Origin of the sequence: Massilia sp. TS11, assembly GCF_022012445.1 — a bacterium.
In the GTDB taxonomy this organism is placed as follows: domain Bacteria; phylum Pseudomonadota; class Gammaproteobacteria; order Burkholderiales; family Burkholderiaceae_D; genus Telluria.
This window is the reverse complement of the sequence record NZ_JAKLTS010000018.1, coordinates 35253-56423: the sequence shown is the minus strand read 5'-3', so window position 1 is coordinate 56423 and position 21171 is coordinate 35253. Positions and strand designations below refer to the sequence as shown.

Annotated in this window: 11 protein-coding genes; 5 read left to right on the top strand and 6 right to left on the bottom strand. The window is 67.6% G+C overall.

From position 1 onward, the window contains the following. Nucleotides 1-28: 28 nt before the first annotated feature. Complete coding sequence (locus LZ005_RS20090) at nt 29-2827, bottom strand: glycosyltransferase (protein WP_237810292.1); 2799 nt, start codon at nt 2825-2827, stop codon at nt 29-31. 129 nt (nt 2828-2956) lie between these two features. On the opposite strand from LZ005_RS20090, the gene LZ005_RS20085 reads away from it, so the two are divergent. Genes LZ005_RS20085 through LZ005_RS20075 form a run of 3 tightly spaced genes read left to right on the top strand, consistent with a single transcriptional unit; the run spans nt 2957 to nt 5699 of the window. After that, a complete protein-coding gene (locus LZ005_RS20085) occupies nt 2957-4021 on the top strand; it encodes an NAD(P)-dependent oxidoreductase (RefSeq protein WP_237810291.1) in 1065 nt (354 codons plus the stop codon). Then, a complete protein-coding gene (locus LZ005_RS20080; RefSeq protein WP_237810290.1) occupies nt 4018-4818 on the top strand; it encodes a transketolase in 801 nt (266 codons plus the stop codon). Before LZ005_RS20085 ends, LZ005_RS20080 begins: the two co-directional genes overlap by 4 nt. Nucleotides 4819-4829: 11 nt before the next feature. Beyond that, complete coding sequence (locus tag LZ005_RS20075; protein WP_237810289.1) at nt 4830-5699, top strand: transketolase family protein; 870 nt, start codon at nt 4830-4832, stop codon at nt 5697-5699. A 135-nt stretch (nt 5700-5834) separates the two neighbouring features. On the opposite strand, the gene rfbH is transcribed toward LZ005_RS20075, so the two are convergent. The 4 genes from rfbH to LZ005_RS20055 form a co-directional block, all read right to left on the bottom strand. Further along, complete coding sequence (rfbH, locus tag LZ005_RS20070; RefSeq protein WP_237810288.1) at nt 5835-7160, bottom strand: lipopolysaccharide biosynthesis protein RfbH; 1326 nt, start codon at nt 7158-7160, stop codon at nt 5835-5837. A 6-nt stretch (nt 7161-7166) separates the two neighbouring features. Beyond that, nucleotides 7167-8243: a CDP-glucose 4,6-dehydratase gene (rfbG, locus tag LZ005_RS20065; protein ID WP_237810287.1), complete on the bottom strand. Its 1077-nt coding sequence runs from the start codon at nt 8241-8243 to the stop codon at nt 7167-7169. Next, entirely contained in the window at nt 8240-9013 is a 774-nt protein-coding gene (gene rfbF / locus LZ005_RS20060; protein ID WP_237810286.1) for a glucose-1-phosphate cytidylyltransferase, read from the bottom strand. Before rfbF ends, rfbG begins: the two co-directional genes overlap by 4 nt. A 223-nt stretch (nt 9014-9236) precedes the next feature. Continuing rightward, nucleotides 9237-17984 (bottom strand): S-layer family protein, encoded by an 8748-nt coding sequence (locus LZ005_RS20055; RefSeq protein ID WP_237810285.1) that lies wholly within the window; start codon nt 17982-17984, stop codon nt 9237-9239. 137 nt (nt 17985-18121) lie between these two features. On the opposite strand from LZ005_RS20055, the gene nudC reads away from it, so the two are divergent. Both nudC and LZ005_RS20045 read left to right on the top strand, forming a co-directional pair. Next, a complete protein-coding gene (nudC, locus tag LZ005_RS20050) occupies nt 18122-18946 on the top strand; it encodes an NAD(+) diphosphatase (RefSeq protein WP_237810284.1) in 825 nt (274 codons plus the stop codon). A 32-nt stretch (nt 18947-18978) separates the two neighbouring features. Further along, complete coding sequence (locus LZ005_RS20045; protein WP_237810283.1) at nt 18979-19452, top strand: VOC family protein; 474 nt, start codon at nt 18979-18981, stop codon at nt 19450-19452. Nucleotides 19453-19456: 4 nt separating this feature from the next. On the opposite strand, the gene LZ005_RS20040 is transcribed toward LZ005_RS20045, so the two are convergent. Further along, complete coding sequence (locus tag LZ005_RS20040; protein WP_237810282.1) at nt 19457-21136, bottom strand: M28 family peptidase; 1680 nt, start codon at nt 21134-21136, stop codon at nt 19457-19459. Nucleotides 21137-21171 lie beyond the last annotated feature (35 nt).

Below are 21171 nucleotides of genomic sequence, written 5' to 3'. Positions count from 1 at the left end.
AGGGGTTCGGGGACTATTATTGCCTAGCTCATTGGCCGAGCACAATGCGCAGCGCCTGGGCCACGACGGCCTCGATCTGCGCGAGCGGGACGGCGCCGGCACGGATCTTGGCGTGTTCTTCCGTCAGGTGGTAGACCGAGGTCACCAGTTTCGAGCTGAGCAGGGCGCGCACGCGCTCGCGCTCGGCGAAGAACAGGCCGTGCTCGTGGGCGTCGCACAGCAGCTGCAGCCATTCGACATTGGCGCGGATGCGGATGGTGTCGCCGCGCCCGTCCTGCGCCTGGTGCAGGCGGAAATAGCTGAGCGCGTCGGGCAGGTAGGCGAGGTCGTGGCGCGCCAGGATATTGAGCCAGCTGGCCACATCGGACAGCACCACATACGGGCGGCCGCAGAAATGCATCCACTGGTCCTGCAAAATGGCACGGCGCCACAGGGCCGTGGTCGGCTCGCCGATCAGGTTGCGGCCCTCGTGCAGGATTTTTTCGCCCATGGTGGCGCCGCTGACGATCACCGGATTGTCGAACAGGCGCTCGGTGCCGGGAATCGGGTCGAGCGGCTGGCCGGCCGCGTCGATCAGCTGGCGGAAGGAGGTCACGAGGCCGACCTTGGGATTGGCCAGCATCACTTCCACCATGCGCTGCAGCTTCTCGGGCGCGAACAGGTCGTCGTCCATCAGCAGGTTCACGTATTCGCCTTGGGCGCGGCCGTAGGCATTGCGCCAGTTCTCGGTCAGGCTGGCGCCGGGGATGTGCGAATACTGGATGCACGGGTAGGTGGCGACATACGGGGCCAAACGCAGGCGGGTGGCGTCGTCCGGGCTGTTGTCGCTGATGAGGATTTCTAGATTGCCGTAGGTCTGGGCCAGCACCGAGCGCAGCGCCTGCTCGGCATAGTCGGGGCGGCAGTGGGTCGGCATCACCACCGACACCAGGGGCCAGGCGGTGTTTGCCGTCAGCGGGCGCAGCAGGTCCTGCTGGCCCTGCAGGCCGTCCTCGGGCTTGCAGGCCACGCTGAGGAAGGCGTCTTCCAGATCGCGCACCAGGCGCGGCGTGTCGAACAGGTCGCAGCTGGCGCGGTTGGCGTCGAGGCGGGCGCGCAGGGCAGCCAGGCGCGCGCGCTCGCGCCCGAGGGCGATGGCCTGGGCCTCGTAGTCGGCCAGGGTCTCGGTGATCAGTTCCGGCAGGCCAACCGCGTGCAGCAGGCTGCCGGCCATGCGCGAGGCGAACACGCGGCCGGCGCGGGTCAGCACCGGCAGCCCGGCCCACAGGGCATCGCTGGCCGTGGTGCCGCCGCCGAAGGGGTAGCAGTCGAGGAACAGGTCGGCCAGACGGTAGCGCGCCAGATAATCCTGCGGCTGGGCGCGGCGGGCGAACACCAGACGCGCCGGATCGACCCCCGCGGCCGCGGCTTCACGCGCCAGATTGGCGCGCGCCTGGGCGCCGTCGACGGCCAGCCACAGCACGCTGCCGGGCACGCCCTGGAGGATGCGCATCCAGGCGGCGAAGACCTCGGGCGTGATCTTGAAAACATTGTTGAAGGCGGCGAACACGGTGCCGTCCTCGGGCAGGCCCTCGGCCGCACGGGTGCCGGTCGGGCCGATCGCGCGCTGGCGGTCATTGGCCTGGAACACGCGCGGCAGATACAGCGGCTGTTCGCTGAAATGGGCGGCCAGCGCGGGCGGCAGCACATAGCGGTCGGCCACCACATAGTCGATCGCGGGCAGGCCGGTCGGACCGGGGAAGCCGAGCCAGGTCAGCTGCACGGGCGCCGGGCGCCAGCTGAGGATGTCGTGGCGCGTGCCCTGGGTCAGGCCATGCAGGTCGACCAGGATGTCGATTTCATGGGCGCGGATCAGGCGCGCGGCCTGCTCGTCGCTCAGGCTGTGCAGGCGGATATGGTGGTCGAAGCCGGCCCGCACGCGCTGTTGCAGGTGGGTGCCGTCCTCGCGCGACCAGTCGAAGCCGTACACCTCGAAGCGGCTGCGGTCGTGCAGGCCATACACTTCGGCCGTCAGGATCGACACCGCATGGGCGCAGAAGTCGCCCGACAGATAGCCGATGCGCAGGCGCGTGTGGCCGTAGCTCTTGCGCTCGCACAGCGGGCTTTGCAGGGGCAGCACCTTCTTCTCGACATAGCGGCGCGCGGCCGCCAGCTGTTCGGCCGGCGCGTCGGTCAGGCCGAGCGTGGCCAGGGCCGACATGCCGGCGCGCAGTTCGGTTTCGCTGAGGCCGAAGTCATTGGCGAACACGGGCCAGGCGCACTGCTTCTGGCGCAGATAGACCCAGTGGGTGATCACATTCTGCTGGCTGTTGTCGATGCGCAGGCTGTCGGCCAGCGCAGCCTCGGCCTCCGGATAGCGCTTCTGGATTTCGAGCAGGCGGCCCAGATTATTGAGCAGCTGCAGGCGCATGGCGCGGTCGTGCTCGTGGCCGAGGTCGCCATGCGCGAGCCCGGCGCGCCAGATGGCCAGGGCCTCGTCCGGGCGGCCCTGGCGCTCATGCAGGGTGCCCAGATTCAGGCGCGCCTCGGCAAAGGCCGGGTTCTGCGCGAGCGCCGCCTCGTAGGCCGCCTGGGCTTCCTGGTCGCGCCCTTCCTGGGTCAGCAGCACGCCCAGATTGAAGCGCACCGCATAGGCCGCCTCGGAGCCGGTGGTGTTCAGCCACAGGTGGTAGAGGTCGATGGCCAGCTGGGCAAAACCGGCCGTGTTCAGGCGCTGGGCCAGACCGAACAAGTCGATGATGGTCAGCTGGGCCTGGCGGGCGCGCAGGATCGCCTGCTGGGTCGCTTCCAGCAATTCCGTGTTCGGCGGCAGTGGGGTCAGGTTCATGGTCATGGGCACAGGGTCGGATCCTGAACAGGCTAACAGAGGCCAGTGCGCGCCAGTCGCTGAAATAGCGGGCGCTTCCGGCCCCAGTTCTTTGCTGGCAGGCCCTGGTTTCTGCGTAGAATGCGCATATTGTCCACCTTTGCCGCCCTCATGCCCATGCCTTTGCCACCGTCCGATCTCGATGCCAGCTGCGACCTCGTCGGCGCGCCCGCCTGGGAGAAGCTGCGCGGCAAGCGCGTGTTTCTGACCGGCGGCACCGGCTTTATCGGCAAATGGCTGCTGGCCACGCTGCTGCGGGCGAATGACAGGCTGGCGCTCGGCTGCGCGCTGATCGTGCTGACGCGCGACCCGGCCGCCTTCCGCGCCGCCCATCCGGAACTGGCGGGCGCGCCCAGCGTGCAGCTGCTGGCCGGCGATGTGCGCGATTTCGCCTTTCCGGCCGAGTCCATCGATTATGTGATCCACGCGGCGGCCGACGTGGTCGCCCCGAGCGATCCGCTGAGCACCCTGGCCGTGGCCATCGAAGGCACGCGCCGCGTGCTCGACCTAGCCGTGGCGCGCGGCGCGCGCGATGTCCTGTTCCTGAGCTCGGGCGCCGTGTACGGGCGCCAGCCGCCCGAACTGGACGCCGTGCCCGAGAGCTATGCCGGCGCGCCCGATCCGGCCGCCGCCAATGCCGCTTACGGCGAAGGCAAGCGCGTGGCCGAACTGCTGTGCCACCAGTATGCGGCCCAGCATGGCCTGGCCGTGCGCATCGCGCGCTGCTTCGCCTTCGTCGGCCCGTATCTGGCGCTCGACCGCCAGTTCGCCGTCGGTAATTTCATACGCGACGCCCTGGCCGGGCAGGACATCGTGATCCAGGGCGACGGCCGGCCGTATCGCAGCTATTTGTACGCGTCCGACCTGTCGGGCTGGCTGTGGGCCCTGCTGCTGCGCGGCCCGGCCGGCGCCGTCGTCAATGTCGGCGGCGACGAGGCGCTCAGCATTGCCGAGCTGGCCGCGCGCGTGGTCCAGGTGCTGCAGGCGCCCTCGCGCGTGCAGGTGCTGCGCGCGCCCGGGCCCGGTCCGGCCGAGCGCTACGTGCCCGACATCCGCCAACTCCGTGCCCTGCTCGACCTGCCGGCGCCGATCCCGCTCGACGTGGGGATCGCCCGCACGGCTGCCTGGCATCTTTCCCAAAAAGGCAAACCATGACCGATACCCTTTCGCTGGCCAAAGACATCCGGCGCGAAGCCCTGAAGATGGTGCACCGGGCCAAGGCCTCGCACATTGCCAGCGCCCTGTCGATTGTCGACATTCTGGCCGTGCTGTACGGGCGCGTGCTGCGCGTCGATCCGGCCCAGCCTGCCTGGAGCGCACGCGACCGCTTCATCCTCAGCAAAGGCCACGCCTGCGTCGGCGTGTATGCGACGCTGGCCGTGTCCGGCTTCTTCCCGCGGGAACAGCTGAGCACCTATGGCCAGGACTTCTCCGACCTGATGAACCACATCAGCCACAAGGTGCCGGGCGTTGAATTCTCGACCGGTTCGCTCGGGCATGGCCTGCCTTTCGGGGTCGGCAAGGCGCTGGCGGCCAAGCGGCGCGGCCAGGACTGGCGCACCGTGGTGCTGTGTTCGGACGGCGAATGGGGCGAAGGCAGCAACTGGGAAGCCGTGCTGTTCGCCCACCACCATCAGCTCGACAATCTGACTGTGGTGATCGACTACAACAAGCTGCAGAGCCTGACCACCGTGGCCGAGACCCTGGCGCTGGAACCCTTTGTCGACAAGTTCCGCGCGTTTGGCTGGGCCGTGCAGGAAGTGGACGGCCACGACCATGCGGCCCTGGCCGGCGCGCTCGCCAGCACGCCCTGGCAGGCCGGCAAGCCGAGCGTGCTGATCGCCCACACGACCAAGGGCAAGGGCGTGAGCTTCATGGAAAACACCGTGGACTGGCACTACCGCAGCCCGAATGACGAACATCTGGCCGCCGCACTGGCCGAACTGGCCTGACAGGAAAGCCCATGCGTAACGCCTTTATCGATGAACTGGTGGCCCTGGCCGCCGCGCACCCACAGATCGCCCTGGTCGTGGGCGACCTTGGTTACTCCGTGATCGAGCCGTTTGCCGACCGCTTTCCTGATCGTTTCTGGAACGCCGGCGTGGCCGAGCAGAACATGACCGGCCTGGCGGCCGGCCTGGCCTCCGAGGGCTATCACGTGTTCACGTATTCGATCGCGAACTTCCCGACCTTCCGCTGCGCCGAGCAGATCCGCAATGACGTCGCCTATCACAAGCTGCCGGTGACGGTGGTGGCGGTCGGCGGCGGCCTCGCGTATGGCGCGCTCGGCTATTCCCACCATGCCGTGCAGGACTATGCGCTGATGCGCTGCATGCCGAATATGCTGATCGGCGCGCCTGGCGACCCGCTCGAAACGCGCGCCGTGATGCGCTATCTGGTCGAGCACCCCGGCCCCTCGTATCTGCGCCTGGGCAAGGCCGGCGAACCCGTATTCCACGCGAGCGTGCCGAGCGTGGCGCCCGGCCAATGGCTGCGCGTGGCCGAGGGGCGCGAGGATTCCGTGCTGCTGAGCACGGGGGCGGCCCTCGGTGCGGCCCTGAAGTCGGCGGCTGGCCAGGCCGTGTATTCGATGCCGCTGTGGGGCATGGACAGCAAGAGCGGCCAGGCGGCCCAGCTGGCGCGGTTCGGCGCCGTGCAGACCTGGGAAGACCATCTCGAAGATGGCGGCTTCGGCGCCTGGCTGATGGAAGCCCTGGCCAAGCAGGACCCGGCGCTGCTGGCGCGCCTGCGTATGCGCGCGCTCGACCCCAAGGTGTGCGGCGCGGTCGGCAGCCAGTCCACCCTGAACGCCTGGGGCGGCCTGACGGCCTGAGCGGCGCCGCGCGCCCACAAAAAAAGCGGGCCGCGGCCCGCTTTTTTTCTCCCCAGACAAATCGGGGTCAGACCCCATTTATCCGTGCGGATAAATGGGGTCTGACCCCGATTTATCTGAGGGGCAAGGTTGTGCTCAGAAGCCGCCGACGCCGAAGAAGGTCTCCAGCTTGTCGACCACGAAGTCGAGCATCTCACGCGTCAGGCCCGGGTAGACGCCGATCCAGAAGGTGTCGTTCATCACGCGGTCGGTATTGGTCAGCTCGCCACTGATGCGGTAGTTGCGGCCTTGCATGTAGGGCTGGCGCGTCAGATTGCCGGCGAAGAGCAGGCGCGTGCCGATCTTGTGTTCGTCCAAGTAGGTCAGCAGGTCCACGCGCGTGCAGTTCGCTTCCGGCTTGAGCGTCAGCGGGAAACCGAACCAGGACGGATCGGCGCCGGCCGTCGCCTGCGGCAGGATCAGGAACTCGGCACAGCTTTGCAGACGCTCGCTCAGGTAGGCGAAGTTGTCCTTGCGCGCCTGGATGAAGTCCGGTGCGCGGTCGAGCTGGGCCAGGCCGCAGGCCGCCTGCATGTCGGTGATCTTGAGGTTGTAGCCGAGGTGGCTGTAGGTGTACTTGTGGTCATAGCCCTGCGGCAGCGTGCCGAGGCACCAGCAGAAGCGCTTGCCACAGGTATTGTCCTTGCCCGGCGGGCAGTAGCAGTCGCGGCCCCAGTCGCGGAAGGATTCGGCGATCGCCTTCAGCTCGGCATTATTGGTGAATACGGCGCCGCCCTCGCCCATCGTGATGTGGTGGGCCGGGTAGAAGGACAGGGTGCCGATGTCGCCGAAGGTGCCGACCAGCTGGCCCTGGTAGGTCGAGCCGAGCGCGTCGCAGCAGTCCTCGACCAGCCACAGCTTGTACTTCTTGCACAGCGCGACGATCACCTCGAGGTTGTACGGGTTGCCGAGCGTGTGGGCCAGCATGATGGCCTTGGTCTTGGGCGTGATCGCCGCCTCGATCTTGCTGGCGTCGATGTTGTAGGTGCCCAGCTCGACGTCGACGAAGACGGGCACGGCGCCGAACTGGATGATCGGGTTGACCGTCGTCGGGAAGCCGGCCGCCACCCCGATCACCTCGTCGCCGGGCTGGATCGCGCGCGCGCCCAGCTTGGGCGAGGTCAGCGCGTGGAAGGCGACCAGATTGGCCGAGGAGCCGGAGTTCACCGTGATCAGATGCTGGACGCCGAGGAAGGCGGCCAGCTTCTTCTCGAAGGCATCGTTGAAGCGGCCGGTGGTCAGCCAGGCGTCGAGCGAGGCCTCGACCATCATCTGCATCTCGGGCGCGCCGACCACTTTGCCGGCCGGCGGCACTGCCGTCTGGCCCGGGTTGAAAGGACGCGGGCCGCTGGTCAGGGCGCCGTATTCGGCCACCAGGGCGGCGATCTGCGCGCGCAGTTGTTCGGGAGTCTTGTCAGTCATGTTTTCTCAGCTCAAAGGAGTCGAAGCGTAGTCGTCGATCTGGGACAGGGTGAAGGCGCGCATGTCGGCGCCCGCCAGTTCGGCCCGGTGCCAGTCGATGATCTTGTCAATCGCCGTGCCCAGATGCCAGCGCGGGCGCCAGTGCAGCACGGCATGCGCCTTGGCGCAGTCGAGTTTCAGGTAATGGGCCTCGTGCGGCTGCGGCGCATGGTCGCGTTCCCAGCGCGCGCCCTCGCCCCAGGCGTGGCACATGCGGCTGACAATCCATTCGACCGGACGGGCATCGCTGTCGTGCGGGCCGAAGTTGAAGCCTTCGGCGAAGCTGGGGCCGTGGCTGTACAGCTTTTCGGCCAGGCTCAGGTAGCCCGACAGCGGCTCGAGCACGTGCTGCCACGGACGGATCGCGTGCGGATTGCGGATCTTCACCGCCTGGCCGCTGGTGACGGCGCGCACCAGATCCGGCACCAGCCGGTCCAGGGCCCAGTCGCCGCCGCCGATCACATTGCCGGCGCGCGCCGAGGCCAGGCCGACCCCGTGCGTGCCATGCTGGACCGGGTTGAAGAAGGAATTGCGGTAGGCCGCCGTCACCAGTTCGGCGCAGCCCTTGCTGGCCGAATAGGGATCATAGCCGCCCATGGCTTCCGTCTCGCGGTAGCCCCAGACCCATTCCTTGTTCTCGTAGCATTTATCGCTGGTCACATTGACGACCGCGCGGATGCCCGGCGTCTGGCGCACGGCATCGAGCAGATTGACCAGGCCCATCACATTGGTGCTGAAGGTGCCGGCCGGATCGGCATACGAGGGCCGCACCAGAGCCTGGGCGGCCAGGTGCAGCACGATCTCCGGCTGGGCCGCGCGCAGGGCGGCGCCGAGGGCGGCCGCATCGCGCACATCGCCGATGACCGAATGCATGCCTTCACCGACGCGGGCGACCTCGAACAGGCTCGGGGTGGTGGCCGGCGGCAGGGCGAAGCCGGTGATCTCGGCGCCCAGCTGCTGCAGCCACAGGCACAGCCAGCTGCCCTTGAAGCCCGTATGGCCGGTGACGAAAACGCGCTTGCCGCGCCAGAATCCGGGCGTCATTGCCAGCTCTTCCAGGGCGCCTTGCCGGCGGCCCAGAGTTCTTCGAGCAGGGTGCGGTCGCGCAGGGTATCCATCGGCTGCCAGAAGCCGCGGTGGATGTAGGCGTCGAGCTGGCCCTGCTTGGCCAGGCTTTCGAGCGGGCCTTTTTCCCAGACGGTGCTGTCGTCCTCGACCAGATTGATGACCTGGGGCGAGAGCACGAAGAAGCCGCCGTTGATCAGGCCGCCGTCACCCTGGGGCTTCTCCATGAATTCGCGCACATGATGGCCGTCCAGATTCAGCAGGCCAAAGCGGCCCGGCGGCTGCACGGCCGTCAGCGTGGCCAGCTTGCCATGCGCCTTGTGGAAGGCGATGGTGGCCGAGATGTCGACATCCGACACCCCATCGCCATAGGTGAAGCAGAAGGGCTCATCGCCCTCGAGGTATTTGCGCACCCGTTTCAGGCGGCCGCCGGTCATGGTCTCGGCGCCGGTATCGACCAGGGTGACCTTCCAGGGCTCGGCCTTACGCGAGTGCACTTCCATCGTGTTGTAGTGCAGGTCGAAGGTCACATCCGAGGTATGCAGGAAGTAATTCGAGAAGAATTCCTTGATGACGAAACCCTTATAGCCGCAGCAGACGACGAAGTCCGTGATGCCATGGGCCGCATACATCTTCATGATGTGCCAGAGGATCGGCATGCCGCCGATTTCGACCATCGGCTTCGGGCGGACCGTCGTTTCTTCGCTCAGGCGCGTGCCGAGACCCCCGGCCAGGATGACTGCTTTCATGGAAATCCCTGAAAAGGATGGAGACCAGAGCATTGTGCGCCGGCTTGTCGGTATTTTAAACCGGAAATAGAGGCAGCTTTCTCCCCCAAAACCGACGGGGTCAGGTCCGGCAATCGGACATCTGAGAACTTTTTTGGCGCCGCCTTGTCGCTTGGCGGCGATGACAGCGCGTGCTGTCAGAAGTTCTCAAATGTCCGATTGCCGGACCTGACCCCGTTTGGGATTAGTGCTTGGGCGGGAGGGCGAGGTGGCCGTCGCTCAGGGCCTGGCGCAGGCGCTTGGCCAGCTCTTCGCCCGGGGCGGCGCGCTCGCTCAGGGCGCCGGCCTGCACGCTCGCGTACTCGCTCAGCACGCGCGCCAGGGTCCCGGCCTGCTGGGCCAGATCGCTGACGGTCGGGCCGCTCGCGGGCGCGCTCGGCTGCCAGGCGCTCAGGGCGTCGCGCAGGGCGCTGACCTGATTGCTGAGCTGGCCGGTGCGGAACCAGACGTCGGCCGTCGCGTGCTGCTGGCCATCGGCCGTCGTGTAGCTGGCCGTCAGGCCGACCAGGTTGCCATTGTCGACCTGGGCGCTGGCCTGGGCTTGCGTACTCAGGCTGGTGATGTGCAGCTCCGCCAGGGTCTTCAGCTCGCCGGCGCCGGTCTGGCCGTCGTGGTCGGCGTCGACCCACACGCGCAGCTGGCTGAAGGCGCTGTCGCGCGCATCGATCACGCCGTCGCCATTGCTGTCGAGGGCGGCCAGGGCCTGGTAGCCGTCGCGTGCATGGCTGCCGTCGGGCAGCAGGCTGGCGCTGCCGAACAGCTCGCTGCCGTCGTCGATGCGGCCATTGCCGTTGCGGTCGATCGCCAGCAGGCCGTCCTTGCCGCCCACCCAGCCGGTGCCGACGGCCTGGCCCGTGGCGCGGATGTCGAACTGCACGCCGGCCGCCAGCGACAGGGTCTGCACGCCATTGCCGTCGAGGTCGAGCACGAGCGGCGTGGCGTAGCGGCTCGAACTGGGGTCGAGCGCCATGGTCTGGTCGACGCTCAGCGCGGCGATCTGGCTGTCGCTGAAGTAGCCGATCTGGGCAGTGCTGAGCACGGCCAGGTCTTCGGTCTCGAGCGCGGCCACCTGGGCCGTGCTCATCACGCCGATCTGGGCCGAATTGAGCACGCTGGCCTGGGTCGTCGTGATGGCGGCGATTTCGGCCGTCGTCAGGGCGCCGAACTGGCTGGCCTTGATTGCATTGAACTGGGCCGTGTTCAGGCTCTGGATCTGGTCGCTCGTCAGCGCCGCCAGCTGGTAGGTGCCGAGATTGCCGATCTGGCTGCTCAGCATGGCGGCGGTCTGCTCGGTGGTCAGGGCCTGCACCTGGTCGGCGCCCAGGGCCTGCAGCTGGCTGGCCTTGAGCTGGGTCACCTGGTAGGTGGTCAGCGCGGCCACCTGCTGGGTGCCGAACACGCCGATCTGGCTGGCATTGAGCACGCCGATCTGGGCCGAATTCAGGGCCCGGATCTGGTCGCTGCTCATGGCGCTGAACTGGTCGACCGTGAACACGGCGATCAGGCTGGTCTTGATGCTGCTGACCTGGCCGGTCGTGAAGGCGCCGATCTGGCTGCCATTGAAGCCGAGGATCTGCACCGTGCTCAGCGCATTGAGCTGGGCGCTGCCCAGGGCCTGCACCTGCTCGGTGGTGAAATAGGACAGCTGGTCGATGCCGAGCACCGACATCTGGGTCACCTTCAGCCCGGCCACCTGGCTGGTGCTCAGGGCCTGCAGCTGGGTCTGGCCGAGATAGCCGATCTGGGTGGCCGACAGGGTCCCCAGCTGGCTCGTGCTCAGGCCCGCCATCTGGGCGCTGGTCAGGGCCGACAGCTGGCCGTAGCCGAGCGCACCGATCTGGCTATTGCTCATGCCGCCCAGCTGGTCGGTCGTGAAGGCGCTGAACTGGCTCGGGTCGATGCTGTTGAGCTGGGCCGTGGACAGGGCATTCACGCTGGCCGTGGCCAGCGCGGCCAGCTGCTCGGTCTTCACGGCCAGCAGCAGGCTGGTCGACAGTCCGCCGACCTGGGCCGTGCTGAGCGCGCCGAACTGGCTGGTGGTCAGGGCCTGCAGCTGGTCGGTATTGAACTGGCTGAGCACGCTGGCGCTGATGGCGCGCAGCTGGCCCGTCGACAGCGAGGACAGCTGCTCGGTGCTCAGGTAGGCAATCTGGCCGGTCGAAAGCGCGGCCACGGCCTGGGTGCCGAAGCCGAGCAGCTGCTGAGTGCTCAGCAGCGGCAGCTGGTCGCCCGACAGCAGGCGTACCTGCAGGGTGTTGAGGAAGGCCAGCTGTTCGCTGCCCAGCACCATCAGGTCGTCGGTCTCCATGGCAGCCAGCTGGTCGCTGGTGATGGCCGCCAGCTGGGTGCTGGCCAGGTGGGTGATCTGCCAGGTATCGAGGGCGGCAAAGGCCGTCGTGTTGATGCCGTAGGCGAACTGGTAGGAGCTCAGCGCATCGAGCTGGAGCGTGCTCAGATTGCCCAGCTGGCTCGTGCTCAGACCCTGGGACAGCTGGGCCGTCGTCAGCGCGCGCATCTGGTCGCTGCTGAAGGCGCTCCACTGGGACGGGTCGAGCGCGGCCACCTGGCTGGTGTCGAGCCCGCGCACGGCAGCCGTGCTGAAGGCGGCCAGATCGGCCGTCTCGAAGCTGGCCACCTGCAAGGTGTTGAAGGCGCCGACCTGGGCGCTGCTCAGCGCGGCGGCCTGGGCCGTCGTGAAGGCGGCGATCTGGTCGACGTCGAAGGCGCCGGCCAGCTGCTCGCTGCGCAGGGCGGCGATGGCGGCCGTCGTGAGCACGGCGGTGTTGCTGGCGCCCAGGGCGTTGAGCTGCTGCAAATTCATCACCGCCGCCTGGGCGCTGGTCAGCACGCTGGCCTGCAGGGTCGACAGCTGGGCCAGCTGGTCGCTATTCAGGACCTGCCATTGCTGGGTACGCAGCAGGCTGATGGCCTGGCTGCTGAGGGCGCCGATCTGGGCGCCGTCGAGCCCCTGGCTGACCTGGTCCGTGCCGAGCGCGACCAGGGCGGCCGTACTCAGCGCCGCCACCTGGCTGGTGCTGAGCGCGGCCAGATGGTCGGTGCGCAGACCGGCCACCTGCTGGCTGGCCAGCACGGCGATGCGGTCGGTGCCGAGCGCATTCCACTGGGCGTCGGACAGGCCGGCCAGCTGGGCCGAGCTGAACACGGCATAGGCCTGGGTGCCGAGGGCGGCGGCCTGGGTATTGTCGAGGTAGCCGAGCTGGCGCGTGCTCAGGCTGGCGGCCTGCTGGGTCGTCAGCACGCCCAGGCCGGCTGTCGGCAGGGCGGCGATCAGCTGGCTCGGCAGCGCGGCCAGCTGGGCCGTGCTGAGGCCCTGGGTCTGGTCGCTGCTGAGCGCGCCGATGAAGCTGGCGGCCAGGCCGGTGCTGAGCTGGCTGGTGGCCAGGGCGGCCACGGCGCGCGTGCCGATCGCCTGCACCTGGGCGCTGTTCAGGCCATTGAGCTGGTCGCTGGTGAGCACGCGGTACTGGGCGGTGCCGAGGTTGGCCAGCTGGGCCGTGCTGAGGGCGCCCAGCTGGGTCGCGGTCAGGCCCAGACGCACCTGGCTGGTGCTCAGGGCGCCGAGCGCGGCCGAACTGAGGGCGCTCACTTGCTGGGTGCCGAGCAGGGACAGCTGCAGCGTCGTCAGCGCGCCGAGCTGGGCGCTGCCGAGGGCTTGCAGGTCCTCGGTCTCGAAGGCCATCATCTGGTCGGTCGTCAGGGCGCGCAGTTGCAGGCTGCTGAGCGCGGCGCTCTGGGCCGTCGTCAGCGCCACGATTTCGTCGGTGCGCAGGCCGAGCGCCAGCGCCGAGGGCGTCAGGCTGCTGATGGCCAGGGTGCTGAGCACGGACCAGGCGCTGCTGCTGAGCGCGCCCAGCTGGTCGGAGCGCAGGCTGGCGAACATGGCCGTGCTGAACGCGGCGCGCTGGGCGGTGTCGAGCGCGGCGAACTGGTCGGAGCTGAGGCCGCGCGCGACCAGGCTGGCGCCGAAGGCCCCGATGGTGGTGGCCGACAGCGCCGCCAGCTGGGCCGTGTTCATGGCGGCCAGCTGGTTCGAATTGAGGGCGCTGGCCAAGACCGTGCCGATCGCGGCCAGATCGGCCGTCTCGAGCGCGGCCACCTGGTCGGAACTGAGCACCGCCAGCAGGCGCGTGCCGAGTACGCCGGCCTGGGCCGTGTCGAGCGCGGCGATCAGCTGGGTGTTCAGGGCCGCCACCTGGCGCGTGCCCAGATTGGCCACGCCGCTGGTGCCGAGGATGCCGAGCTGGGCCACACTGAGGGCGCTCAGCGCGGCCGTGCTGAAGGCGCCGATCTGGGCGCTGGTCAGCAGGGCCAGGTCGCGCGTGCCGAGGGCCGTGAACTGGTCGGCGTTGAACACGGCCAGCTGGCGCGTGCTCAGGCCCGGCAGCTGCTGGGTGCCGAGGGCGGCCACCTGATCGCTGCTCAGCACGCTGATCTGGAGGGTGTTCAGGCTGGCCAGCTGGTTGGTGCTCAAGGCGGCCAGCTGGGCCGTCGTCATGGCCTGGATCTGGTCGCTCGTCACGCCTTGCAGCTGGGAGGTGTTCAGATTGCTGACCTGGGCCAGGATCAGGGCCGCCAGCTGGGCGCTGTTGAACACGGCCATCTGGGCGGTCGACAGCGCGCCCACCTGGGACGTGGCCAGATTCGCCAGCTGGCTGGTGTTCAGGTACTGGACGAAGCGCGTGCCGAGCCCGGCCAGCTGGGTCGAGCGCACGGCCGCCAGGTCCTGGGTTTCGAGTGCGCCGATCTCGTCGCCGCTGAAGGCGCCGAGCTGCTGGCTGTTCATGCCGTCGAGCTGGAGGGTGCTGAGCGCGGCCACCTGGGCCGTGCTCAGGTTGGCGAACTGGGCGGTCGAAAGCCCGGCCAGCTGGCCCGTGCCGAGCACGGCCAGATCATTCGTTTCCAGCATGCTGATCTGGTCGGTCGTGAGGGCGCGCAGCAGGCGCGTGCTCATCGTGCTGACCTGCCAGCTGCTGAGCGCGGCCACCTGCACGGCCGACAGCAGGGCCATCTGGCGGGTCGTCAGCGCATTGGTCTGCAGGGTGTCGAGGGCGGCCAGCTGCTCGCTGCCCATGGCCATGATCTGGTCGCTGTTCCAGGCCATCACCTGCAGGGTCTTGGCGGCTGCGATCTGGGCCGTCGAGAGCGCGCGGAACTGGTCCTGGTTGAAGCTGTTGAACTGGGCCGTCAGCAGCGCGCCGATCTGCTGGGTGCCGAAGGCGCGCACCTGCTCGGTGCTGAAATTGGCCAGCTGATTGGTCAGCAGCGCCGTCGCCTGCAGGGTGTTCAGGGCCTGCAGATCATTGGTCTCGAGCGAGGCCATCTGATCGGGCGTCAGGGCGCGCAGCTGGCGCGTGTTCAGGTTGGCCCACTGGGCCGTCGTCATGGCGGCGATCACATCGCCCTGCAGGGCGGCCAGCGCATTGGTGGCGATCTGCTGGATCTGCAGGGTGTCGAAGCCGGGCACCTGCAGGCTCGACAGATTGCCGAGCTGGGTGCTGGTCAGCACGCTGACGCTGCGCGTGTTCAGGGCCGCCAGATTGGTGCTGCTCAGCACCGACAGCTGGCCCGGATCGAGGCGCGCCACCTGCAGGGTGTTGAGGGCGCCGAGCTGGGCGCTGTTGAGCTGGGCCAGGGCCTCGGAGCGTAGATTGTTCAGCTGGCTGGTGCTCATGCCGCTGATCTGGACGGTCTTCAGCACGCCGAACACATCGGTCGAGATGGCGTTCACCTGGTCGTTGCTGAGGGCGCCGAACTGGCGCGAGCTCAAGGAGCCGAGCTGGACGCTGTTCATCACGCCCAGCTGGTCGCCATTGAAGGCCGTCATCTGGAGGGTCGACAGCACGGCCAGCTGGTGGGTGCCGAGGGCGACCACCTGATCGGTGCTGAGGCCGGCAATGGCCGCCGTGCTCAGCACAGCGAACTGCAGGGTCTTGAAGGCGCCGATGTCTTCGGTGCCGAGCGCGGCCAGCTGGTCCGGGCTCAGGGCCATCAGCTGCTGGGTGTTGAGGGCGCCGGCCTGGTCCGAGGTCAGCGCGGCCAGCTGGTCATTGTTCAGGTTGACGAGCTGGGCGGTCGTAAGTTTCGCGATCGCCAGCGTGCTCAGATTCGGCAGCTGGTCGGTCGTGAAGGCGCCCATCTGGTCGGTCGTCAGGCCGGCCAGCTGGTGGCTGCGCAGTACCGCGATGTCATTGGTTTCGATCGCGGCCAGCTGGTCGCCGTTGAGCTTGGACAGCTGATAGCTGGTCAGGGCCGAGACCTGCAGGGTGCCGAGGCCGGCGATCTGCATGGTGTTCAGATTGGCCACCTGCACGCTGCTCAGGGCCTGCACCTGCTGGGTCTTGAGGGCGGCCAGATCGTCCGACTCCATGGCCTGCAGCTGCACCGTGTTCAGGCCGGCCAGCTGGCGCGTCGACAAGGTGGATGCCTGCCAGGTCGTCAGGGCGGCGATTTCATCGGTGCTCAGCTGGTTGAGCTGAGCCGTGCTGAGGCCGGCCAGCTGGAGGCTGCTCAGCAGCTGGAACTGGTCGGTCGTCAGGCTGGTCAGCTGCTGCGAGCCGAGCGCGCCCAGCTGGCTCGAGCTCAGGCCCGGCAGCTGCACGCTCGTCAGTTTGCTCAGGGCGTCGGTCGACAGCACGCCGATCTGGCTGGTCTTGAAGGCGCCCAGCTGGTTGCTCGCGAGCAGGGCCACCTGGTCGGTGTTCAGGGCCGCCGTCTGGGCCGTGCTGAGCGCGGCCAGCTGGCCCGTCTTCAGGCCGGCAAAGGCGCTCGTGGCCAGGGCCGCGAGGAAGCTGGTCGACAGGCCGGCGATCTGGCTGGTCGGGATCGCGCCGGCCTGGGCCGTGTTGATCACGCCGGCCTGGTCGGTCGTCAGGGCGCCCAGCTGGGCTGACGTCAGGGCCGCGAAGTGCAGCGAGCCGAGGCCGGCCAGCTGGTCCGAATTGAGGCTGGCGATGACGCCGGTGGCCAGGCCATTGATCTGGTTCGAGCGCAGCACGTTCAGCTGCTGGCTGGTCCAGGCGCTGACCTGCAGGCTGCCCAGGGCGTTCAACTGGCGCGTGCTGAGGGCGCCCAGCTGGCGCGTACTGAGCGCGGCCGCGTGGTCGGTGTCGAGCGTGGCCAGCTGCTGGGTCGTCAGGGCCGTGGCCTGCAGCGTGCTCAGCAGGGTGAAGTCGGCCGTCTCCAGGGCCGCGATCTGGGTCGAGCTCAGGCCGGCCAGCTGGCTGGTCTTGAGCATGGTCGCCTGATAGCTGTTCAGGCCGGCCATCTGGTCGGAGGTGAAGGCATTGAGCTGGGCCGTGCTCAGCACGCCGAGCTGGGCCGTGTTCCAGGTGGCGATCTGGTCCGAGGTCAGCAGACTGATCTTGCTGCTCGCCAGGGCCGCCAGGGTGGTGCTGCGCAGCGCGGCCGCGCCCTGGGTGCCGATCGCCTGCAGCTGGTCGCTGCCCATCACATTCAGCTGGCTGCTCAGCAGGCTGGCCACTTGCAGGGTGCGCAGGGCCTGCAGCTGGTCGCTGTTCAGGTAGAGCGCATTGGCGGTGCTGATCGCCACCAGTTCGTCGGTGCGCATGGCGGCGATCTGGTCGCTGCTCATGACCTGGATGTCGGTGCTGGTCAGGGCCGCGATCTGGCTGGTCTTCAGGGCCGCGACCTGCACGGTCAGCAGGGCCGCGATCTGGTTGCTGCCGAGCAGATTGGTCTGGCGCGTCGTCAGGTTCGCCACCTGCACCGTGCTCAGCGCCTGGATCTGGTCGCTGGTCAAGGCCAGCAGGGCAGCCGTCGACAGGGCCTGCAGCTGGGTGCTCTTCATGGCCAGCAGGTCGGCCGTTTCGATCTGCGCCACCTGGGCCGAGGTCAGCAGGCTGACCTGGAGCGTGCTCAGGTTCGCCACCTGCTGGGTGTTGAAGGCCGCCACGTGGTCGCTGTCGAGCGACTGCAGCTGGTCGCTGGCCAGGGCCAGCACCTGGCTGGTGCGCAGCACATTGAAGTCGGCCGTCTCGAGCGCGGCCAGCTGGCTGGTGTCGAGCGCCGTGATGATGCGGGTGCCGAGCGTGGCCGCCTGGTAGCTGCTCAGGGCCACCATGGCGTCGCTCGAGAGCGCGCGCACCTGCTGGCTCGTGAGGGCATTGAGCTGGGCCGAGTTCAGGCTTTGGACCTGGGCCGTCGTCAGATTATTGATGGCCAGGGTCGACAGCACCGCCACCTGGGTGCTGCGCAGGCTGGCCAGGCTGCCGTCCAGGCCGGCGACCTGGTAGCTCGACAGCGCGGCCACCTGGGCCGTCGTCAGGGCCATGGCCTGGGTCGTGCGCAGGCCGGCGAAATGTTCGCTGCCGAGCACGCTGATCTGCTGGGTGCTCAGGGCCGCCACGGCGGCCGTGCTGAGGGCGGCCAGATCGGCCGTCTCGAACGCGCGCACCTGGTGCGTGCCCAGGCCGCTGACCTGGTTCGAGCGCAGCGCCGCCGCCTGGGTCGTGCCGAGCGCGGCGATCAGATCGGTGCTGAGGGCGCGCAGTTGCTGGGTATCGAGATTGGCGATCTGGTTGGTCGCCAGATTGTTCATGTCGGCCGTTTCGAGCGCGGCCAGCTGGTCGCTCGTCAGGTTGATGAACTGGGTCGAGCTCAGGCTCGTGATCATCAGCGAGTTCAGGCCGGCCTGAATCTGCTGGGTCGTCAGGGCGCGCAGCTGGTTGCTGGTCAGGGCGCGCAGCTGACTGGTGTTCAGCCCGGCATCGAGCACATCGGTGCTAAGCCCGGACATGGCGCTCGTCGTCAGCGCCCGCAACTGCATGGTCGACATCACCGCCAACTGGGCGGAGCTGAGCGCAGCCGTGTCCTCCGTGGTGAAGGACGCGATCTGATTAGTTTTCAGGGCAATAATGCCGGCGGTGCCCAGGCCGTTGACGATCGAGCTCATTGGATATTTTCTCCCAGCAAGTACTTTACTGGTTTGCCGGGTATCTCAAATCCACGGTTAAGGGGTGAAAAGGGGGTCAAATCACGGTCTGGTGAAAGCCGGTATGATGTCTGCTTGGTCCTGCTGACGAGACATTCATGCTGCAAACGCCCGCCGACTTCGAACCTGTATTGACGGCCCTGGCGCATCCTGCGCCGGAAAGCTTCGTATTTCACGAAGGTAAATTGCTGCTGCGCGAGAGCGACCTCGCACTGCCGGGGCCAGAATTGACTGCGGCCTTGGCCCTGCCGCAAGACCGGCTGCTGCCGGTCGGATTGCTGTATGGAAAAAGATATTACCAGACATCGTGGCTCGACGGGGTATTTACACCACCAGTTGGTTACGCGTTCTATGGTTTACGGTCACTTTTCGCCGAGCTTGAAGCCGATCTGCTCGGCGTGGCCGGACGCGCCTTCCAGATTGCCGAGTGGGCGCGTACGCACCGCTTCTGCGGCGCCTGCGCCAGCCCGATGGCGCTGGTGGCCGGCGAGCGCTGCATGCGCTGCCCGCAGTGCGGCCACAGCGCCTATCCGCGCATTTCCCCGGCCATGATGGTGCTGATCCGCAAAGGCGACCAGGTGCTGCTGGCGCGCCATACCCATGCCGCCGTGCAGCGCTACACGCCCCTGGCCGGCTTTCTCGAGGCTGGCGAATCGGTTGAGGAGGCCGTGCACCGCGAGGTGATGGAGGAAGTCGGCCTGCGCGTGCACAATCTGCAATATTTCAAGAGCCAGAGCTGGCCCTTCCCGCACTCGCTGATGCTGGCCTTCACGGCCGACTACCTGGACGGCGAGATCCGCACCGACCCGAATGAAATCGCCGACGCGCGCTGGTTCGGGCCGGACGACGAGTGGCCGCCGCGCATCCCGAATATTTCGGTGTCGACCCTGTTGGTGGACGCGCACCGCCCGCCGGGGAAGTGACGTAGACTGGGCCTCTCGCCAAGGAGGCTAGCATGTCGACCCTGTCCCGCATCGTGCCCTGCCTGTGGTTTGCCGACCAGGCCCTGCCGGCAGCGGAGTTCTACACCAACATTTTTCCCAACGCACGCATCTGCCAGATCGCCCACTATGCCGAGGGCGCGCCGATGCCGGCCGGCAGCGTGCTGACCGTGGCCTTCGAACTCGACGGCCATAACCTGACAGCCCTCAACGGCGGGCCGCTGTTCACTTTCAACGAGGCCGTGTCCTTCCAGGTCCTGTGCGACAGCCAGGACGAGATCGATCACTACTGGGACAAACTGGGCGCGGGCGGGCCCGCACAGGCGCGCCAGTGCGGCTGGCTGAAGGACCGCTATGGCCTGTCCTGGCAGGTGCTGCCGCGCCAGCTGGGGGAGTGGATGCAGGGGCCGCGTGCGGCCGACGTGATGGCGGCCCTGCTGAAGATGGAGAAACTGGAGCTGGCGACCCTGGCCGCGGCCGCCAGCTAAGGCCTTACTGGGCGCCGCCCTGCATCAGCTTGTCGTGGGCGGCCTTGAATTCGGAACCGGCCTTCCACTGCGGGCTGAATTTGCCCTGGGCCACGTCGTAGCCGACCTGCCAGAGCAGCTCCACGTCCTTGACCATGCCGCGCAGATCCCAGTCGGCATGCACGACGTCGTCGACCTTGTGGTAGATGTGGGCCTTGTACTCTTCGTTCATGCGCTGCTTGTAGTCGTGCGGATGGCCTTCGAATTCGGTGCCCGATTCGATGAACAGGGCCGGCACGCCGCGCTTGACGAGGGCGAAGTGGTCGCTGCGGAAGAACAGGCCGGTTTCGGAATTGGCCGGGGTCACCTTGCGGCCCTGGCTGCGCGCCACCTTGGCCACCCAGTCGTCGACGGTGGAGCGGCCGTAGCCGGAGATTTCGACATCCTTGGCCACGCCCAGCACATTCATCATGTCCATATTGATGTTGATGCGCGTTTTGGCCAGCGGGAACAGCGGGTGCTCGGCATAGTAGTAGGCGCCGAGCAGGCCGCGCTCTTCGGCCGTGGGCGCGAAGAAGGCGATCGAACGCTTCGGCTTGACCGGCATGCTCGCATACGCGCGTGCCAGCTCGAGCAGGGCGGCCACGCCCGAGGCATTGTCCTGGGCGCCGTGGTAGATCTGGCGCGGACGCGGGCCCGGCAGCTGCGGATCGAGGCCGAAGTGGTCCCAGTGGGCCGAATAGAGCACGACCTCGTCCTTGAGCTTGGGATCGCTGCCTTCGATCATGCCGATCACATTATTCGAGCTGAATTCGCGCCAGGTATTGCGCACCGTGATGTCAGCCGTCAGCTGCAGCGGCACCGGCTTGAAGTCGCGCCGGCTGGCGGCCGCCTTCAGCTGGTCGTAGTCGAGGCCGGCGGCCTTGAACATGGCGCGCGCGGCGTCCAGGTGCAGCCAGCCGGGCACGGTCGGATTATTCGGATCGTCGCCCTCGTGCTTGATCATGAAGCCTTCGGTCGCATTCCCGGTCTTCACCACTTCCCACGGATAGGCGGCCGGCTTGGTCTCGTGCACGATCAGGGCGCCGGCGGCGCCGAGCTTGGCGGCGATTTCGTATTTATAGGTCCAGCGGCCGTAGTAGCTCATCGCGCTGCCGCCGAAGGTGTTCTTGTCGAGCTTGCTCGGGTCCTTGGGATCGGGCACCTGCGGATCATTGATCAGCATGACCAGGATCTTGCCCTTGACATCCAGGCCCTTGTAGTCGTCCCACTTGAATTCGGGCGCCTGCACGCCATAGCCGACGAACACCAGTTCGGCGTGCTGCAACTGGACTTCGGGGGCCGTGCGCCAAGAGCGCGCCACGAAATCGGCAGGAAAGTTAAGCTCGGTGCTACCCCCTTTGCCCTGGTAGCGCAGGGTCGGGCGCGAGGTCACGCCAACCAGCGGCACCGCCTGATACCAGCTGCCCTGGGGGCCGCCCGGCTTCAGGCCCAGGCGCGCAAACTCATCGCGGATGTACTCGATGCTCAGTTGCTCGCCCTTGCCACCCAGGCCGCGGCCTTCGTAATCGTCCGAGGCCAGCACGCTCATGTGCTTGAACATGCTGGCCGCGCCGATCGTCTGGCGCGCGGCGGTGGCGGGGGCGGCGGCACTGGCGGCGGCACAAAACGCCAGTCCCAGGGCAGGTAGGAGCAAAGCTTTCATGTGTTTCTGTGTGTAAATTGAAAAGACCATTCTGA

What these genes read in the sequence shown, in the direction of transcription:
- rfbG (WP_237810287.1), bottom strand. Translation starts at nt 8,243, where the DNA reads ATGACGCCCGGATTCTGGCGCGGCAAGCGCGTTTTCGTCACCGGCCAT.
- LZ005_RS20055 (WP_237810285.1), bottom strand. Translation starts at nt 17,984, where the DNA reads ATGAGCTCGATCGTCAACGGCCTGGGCACCGCCGGCATTATTGCCCTG.
- LZ005_RS20045 (WP_237810283.1), top strand. Translation starts at nt 18,979, where the DNA reads ATGTCGACCCTGTCCCGCATCGTGCCCTGCCTGTGGTTTGCCGACCAG.
- LZ005_RS20040 (WP_237810282.1), bottom strand. Translation starts at nt 21,136, where the DNA reads ATGAAAGCTTTGCTCCTACCTGCCCTGGGACTGGCGTTTTGTGCCGCC.
- LZ005_RS20075 (WP_237810289.1), top strand. Translation starts at nt 4,830, where the DNA reads ATGCGTAACGCCTTTATCGATGAACTGGTGGCCCTGGCCGCCGCGCAC.
- rfbF (WP_237810286.1), bottom strand. Translation starts at nt 9,013, where the DNA reads ATGAAAGCAGTCATCCTGGCCGGGGGTCTCGGCACGCGCCTGAGCGAA.
- nudC (WP_237810284.1), top strand. Translation starts at nt 18,122, where the DNA reads ATGCTGCAAACGCCCGCCGACTTCGAACCTGTATTGACGGCCCTGGCG.
- LZ005_RS20080 (WP_237810290.1), top strand. Translation starts at nt 4,018, where the DNA reads ATGACCGATACCCTTTCGCTGGCCAAAGACATCCGGCGCGAAGCCCTG.
- rfbH (WP_237810288.1), bottom strand. Translation starts at nt 7,160, where the DNA reads ATGACTGACAAGACTCCCGAACAACTGCGCGCGCAGATCGCCGCCCTG.
- LZ005_RS20090 (WP_237810292.1), bottom strand. Translation starts at nt 2,827, where the DNA reads ATGAACCTGACCCCACTGCCGCCGAACACGGAATTGCTGGAAGCGACC.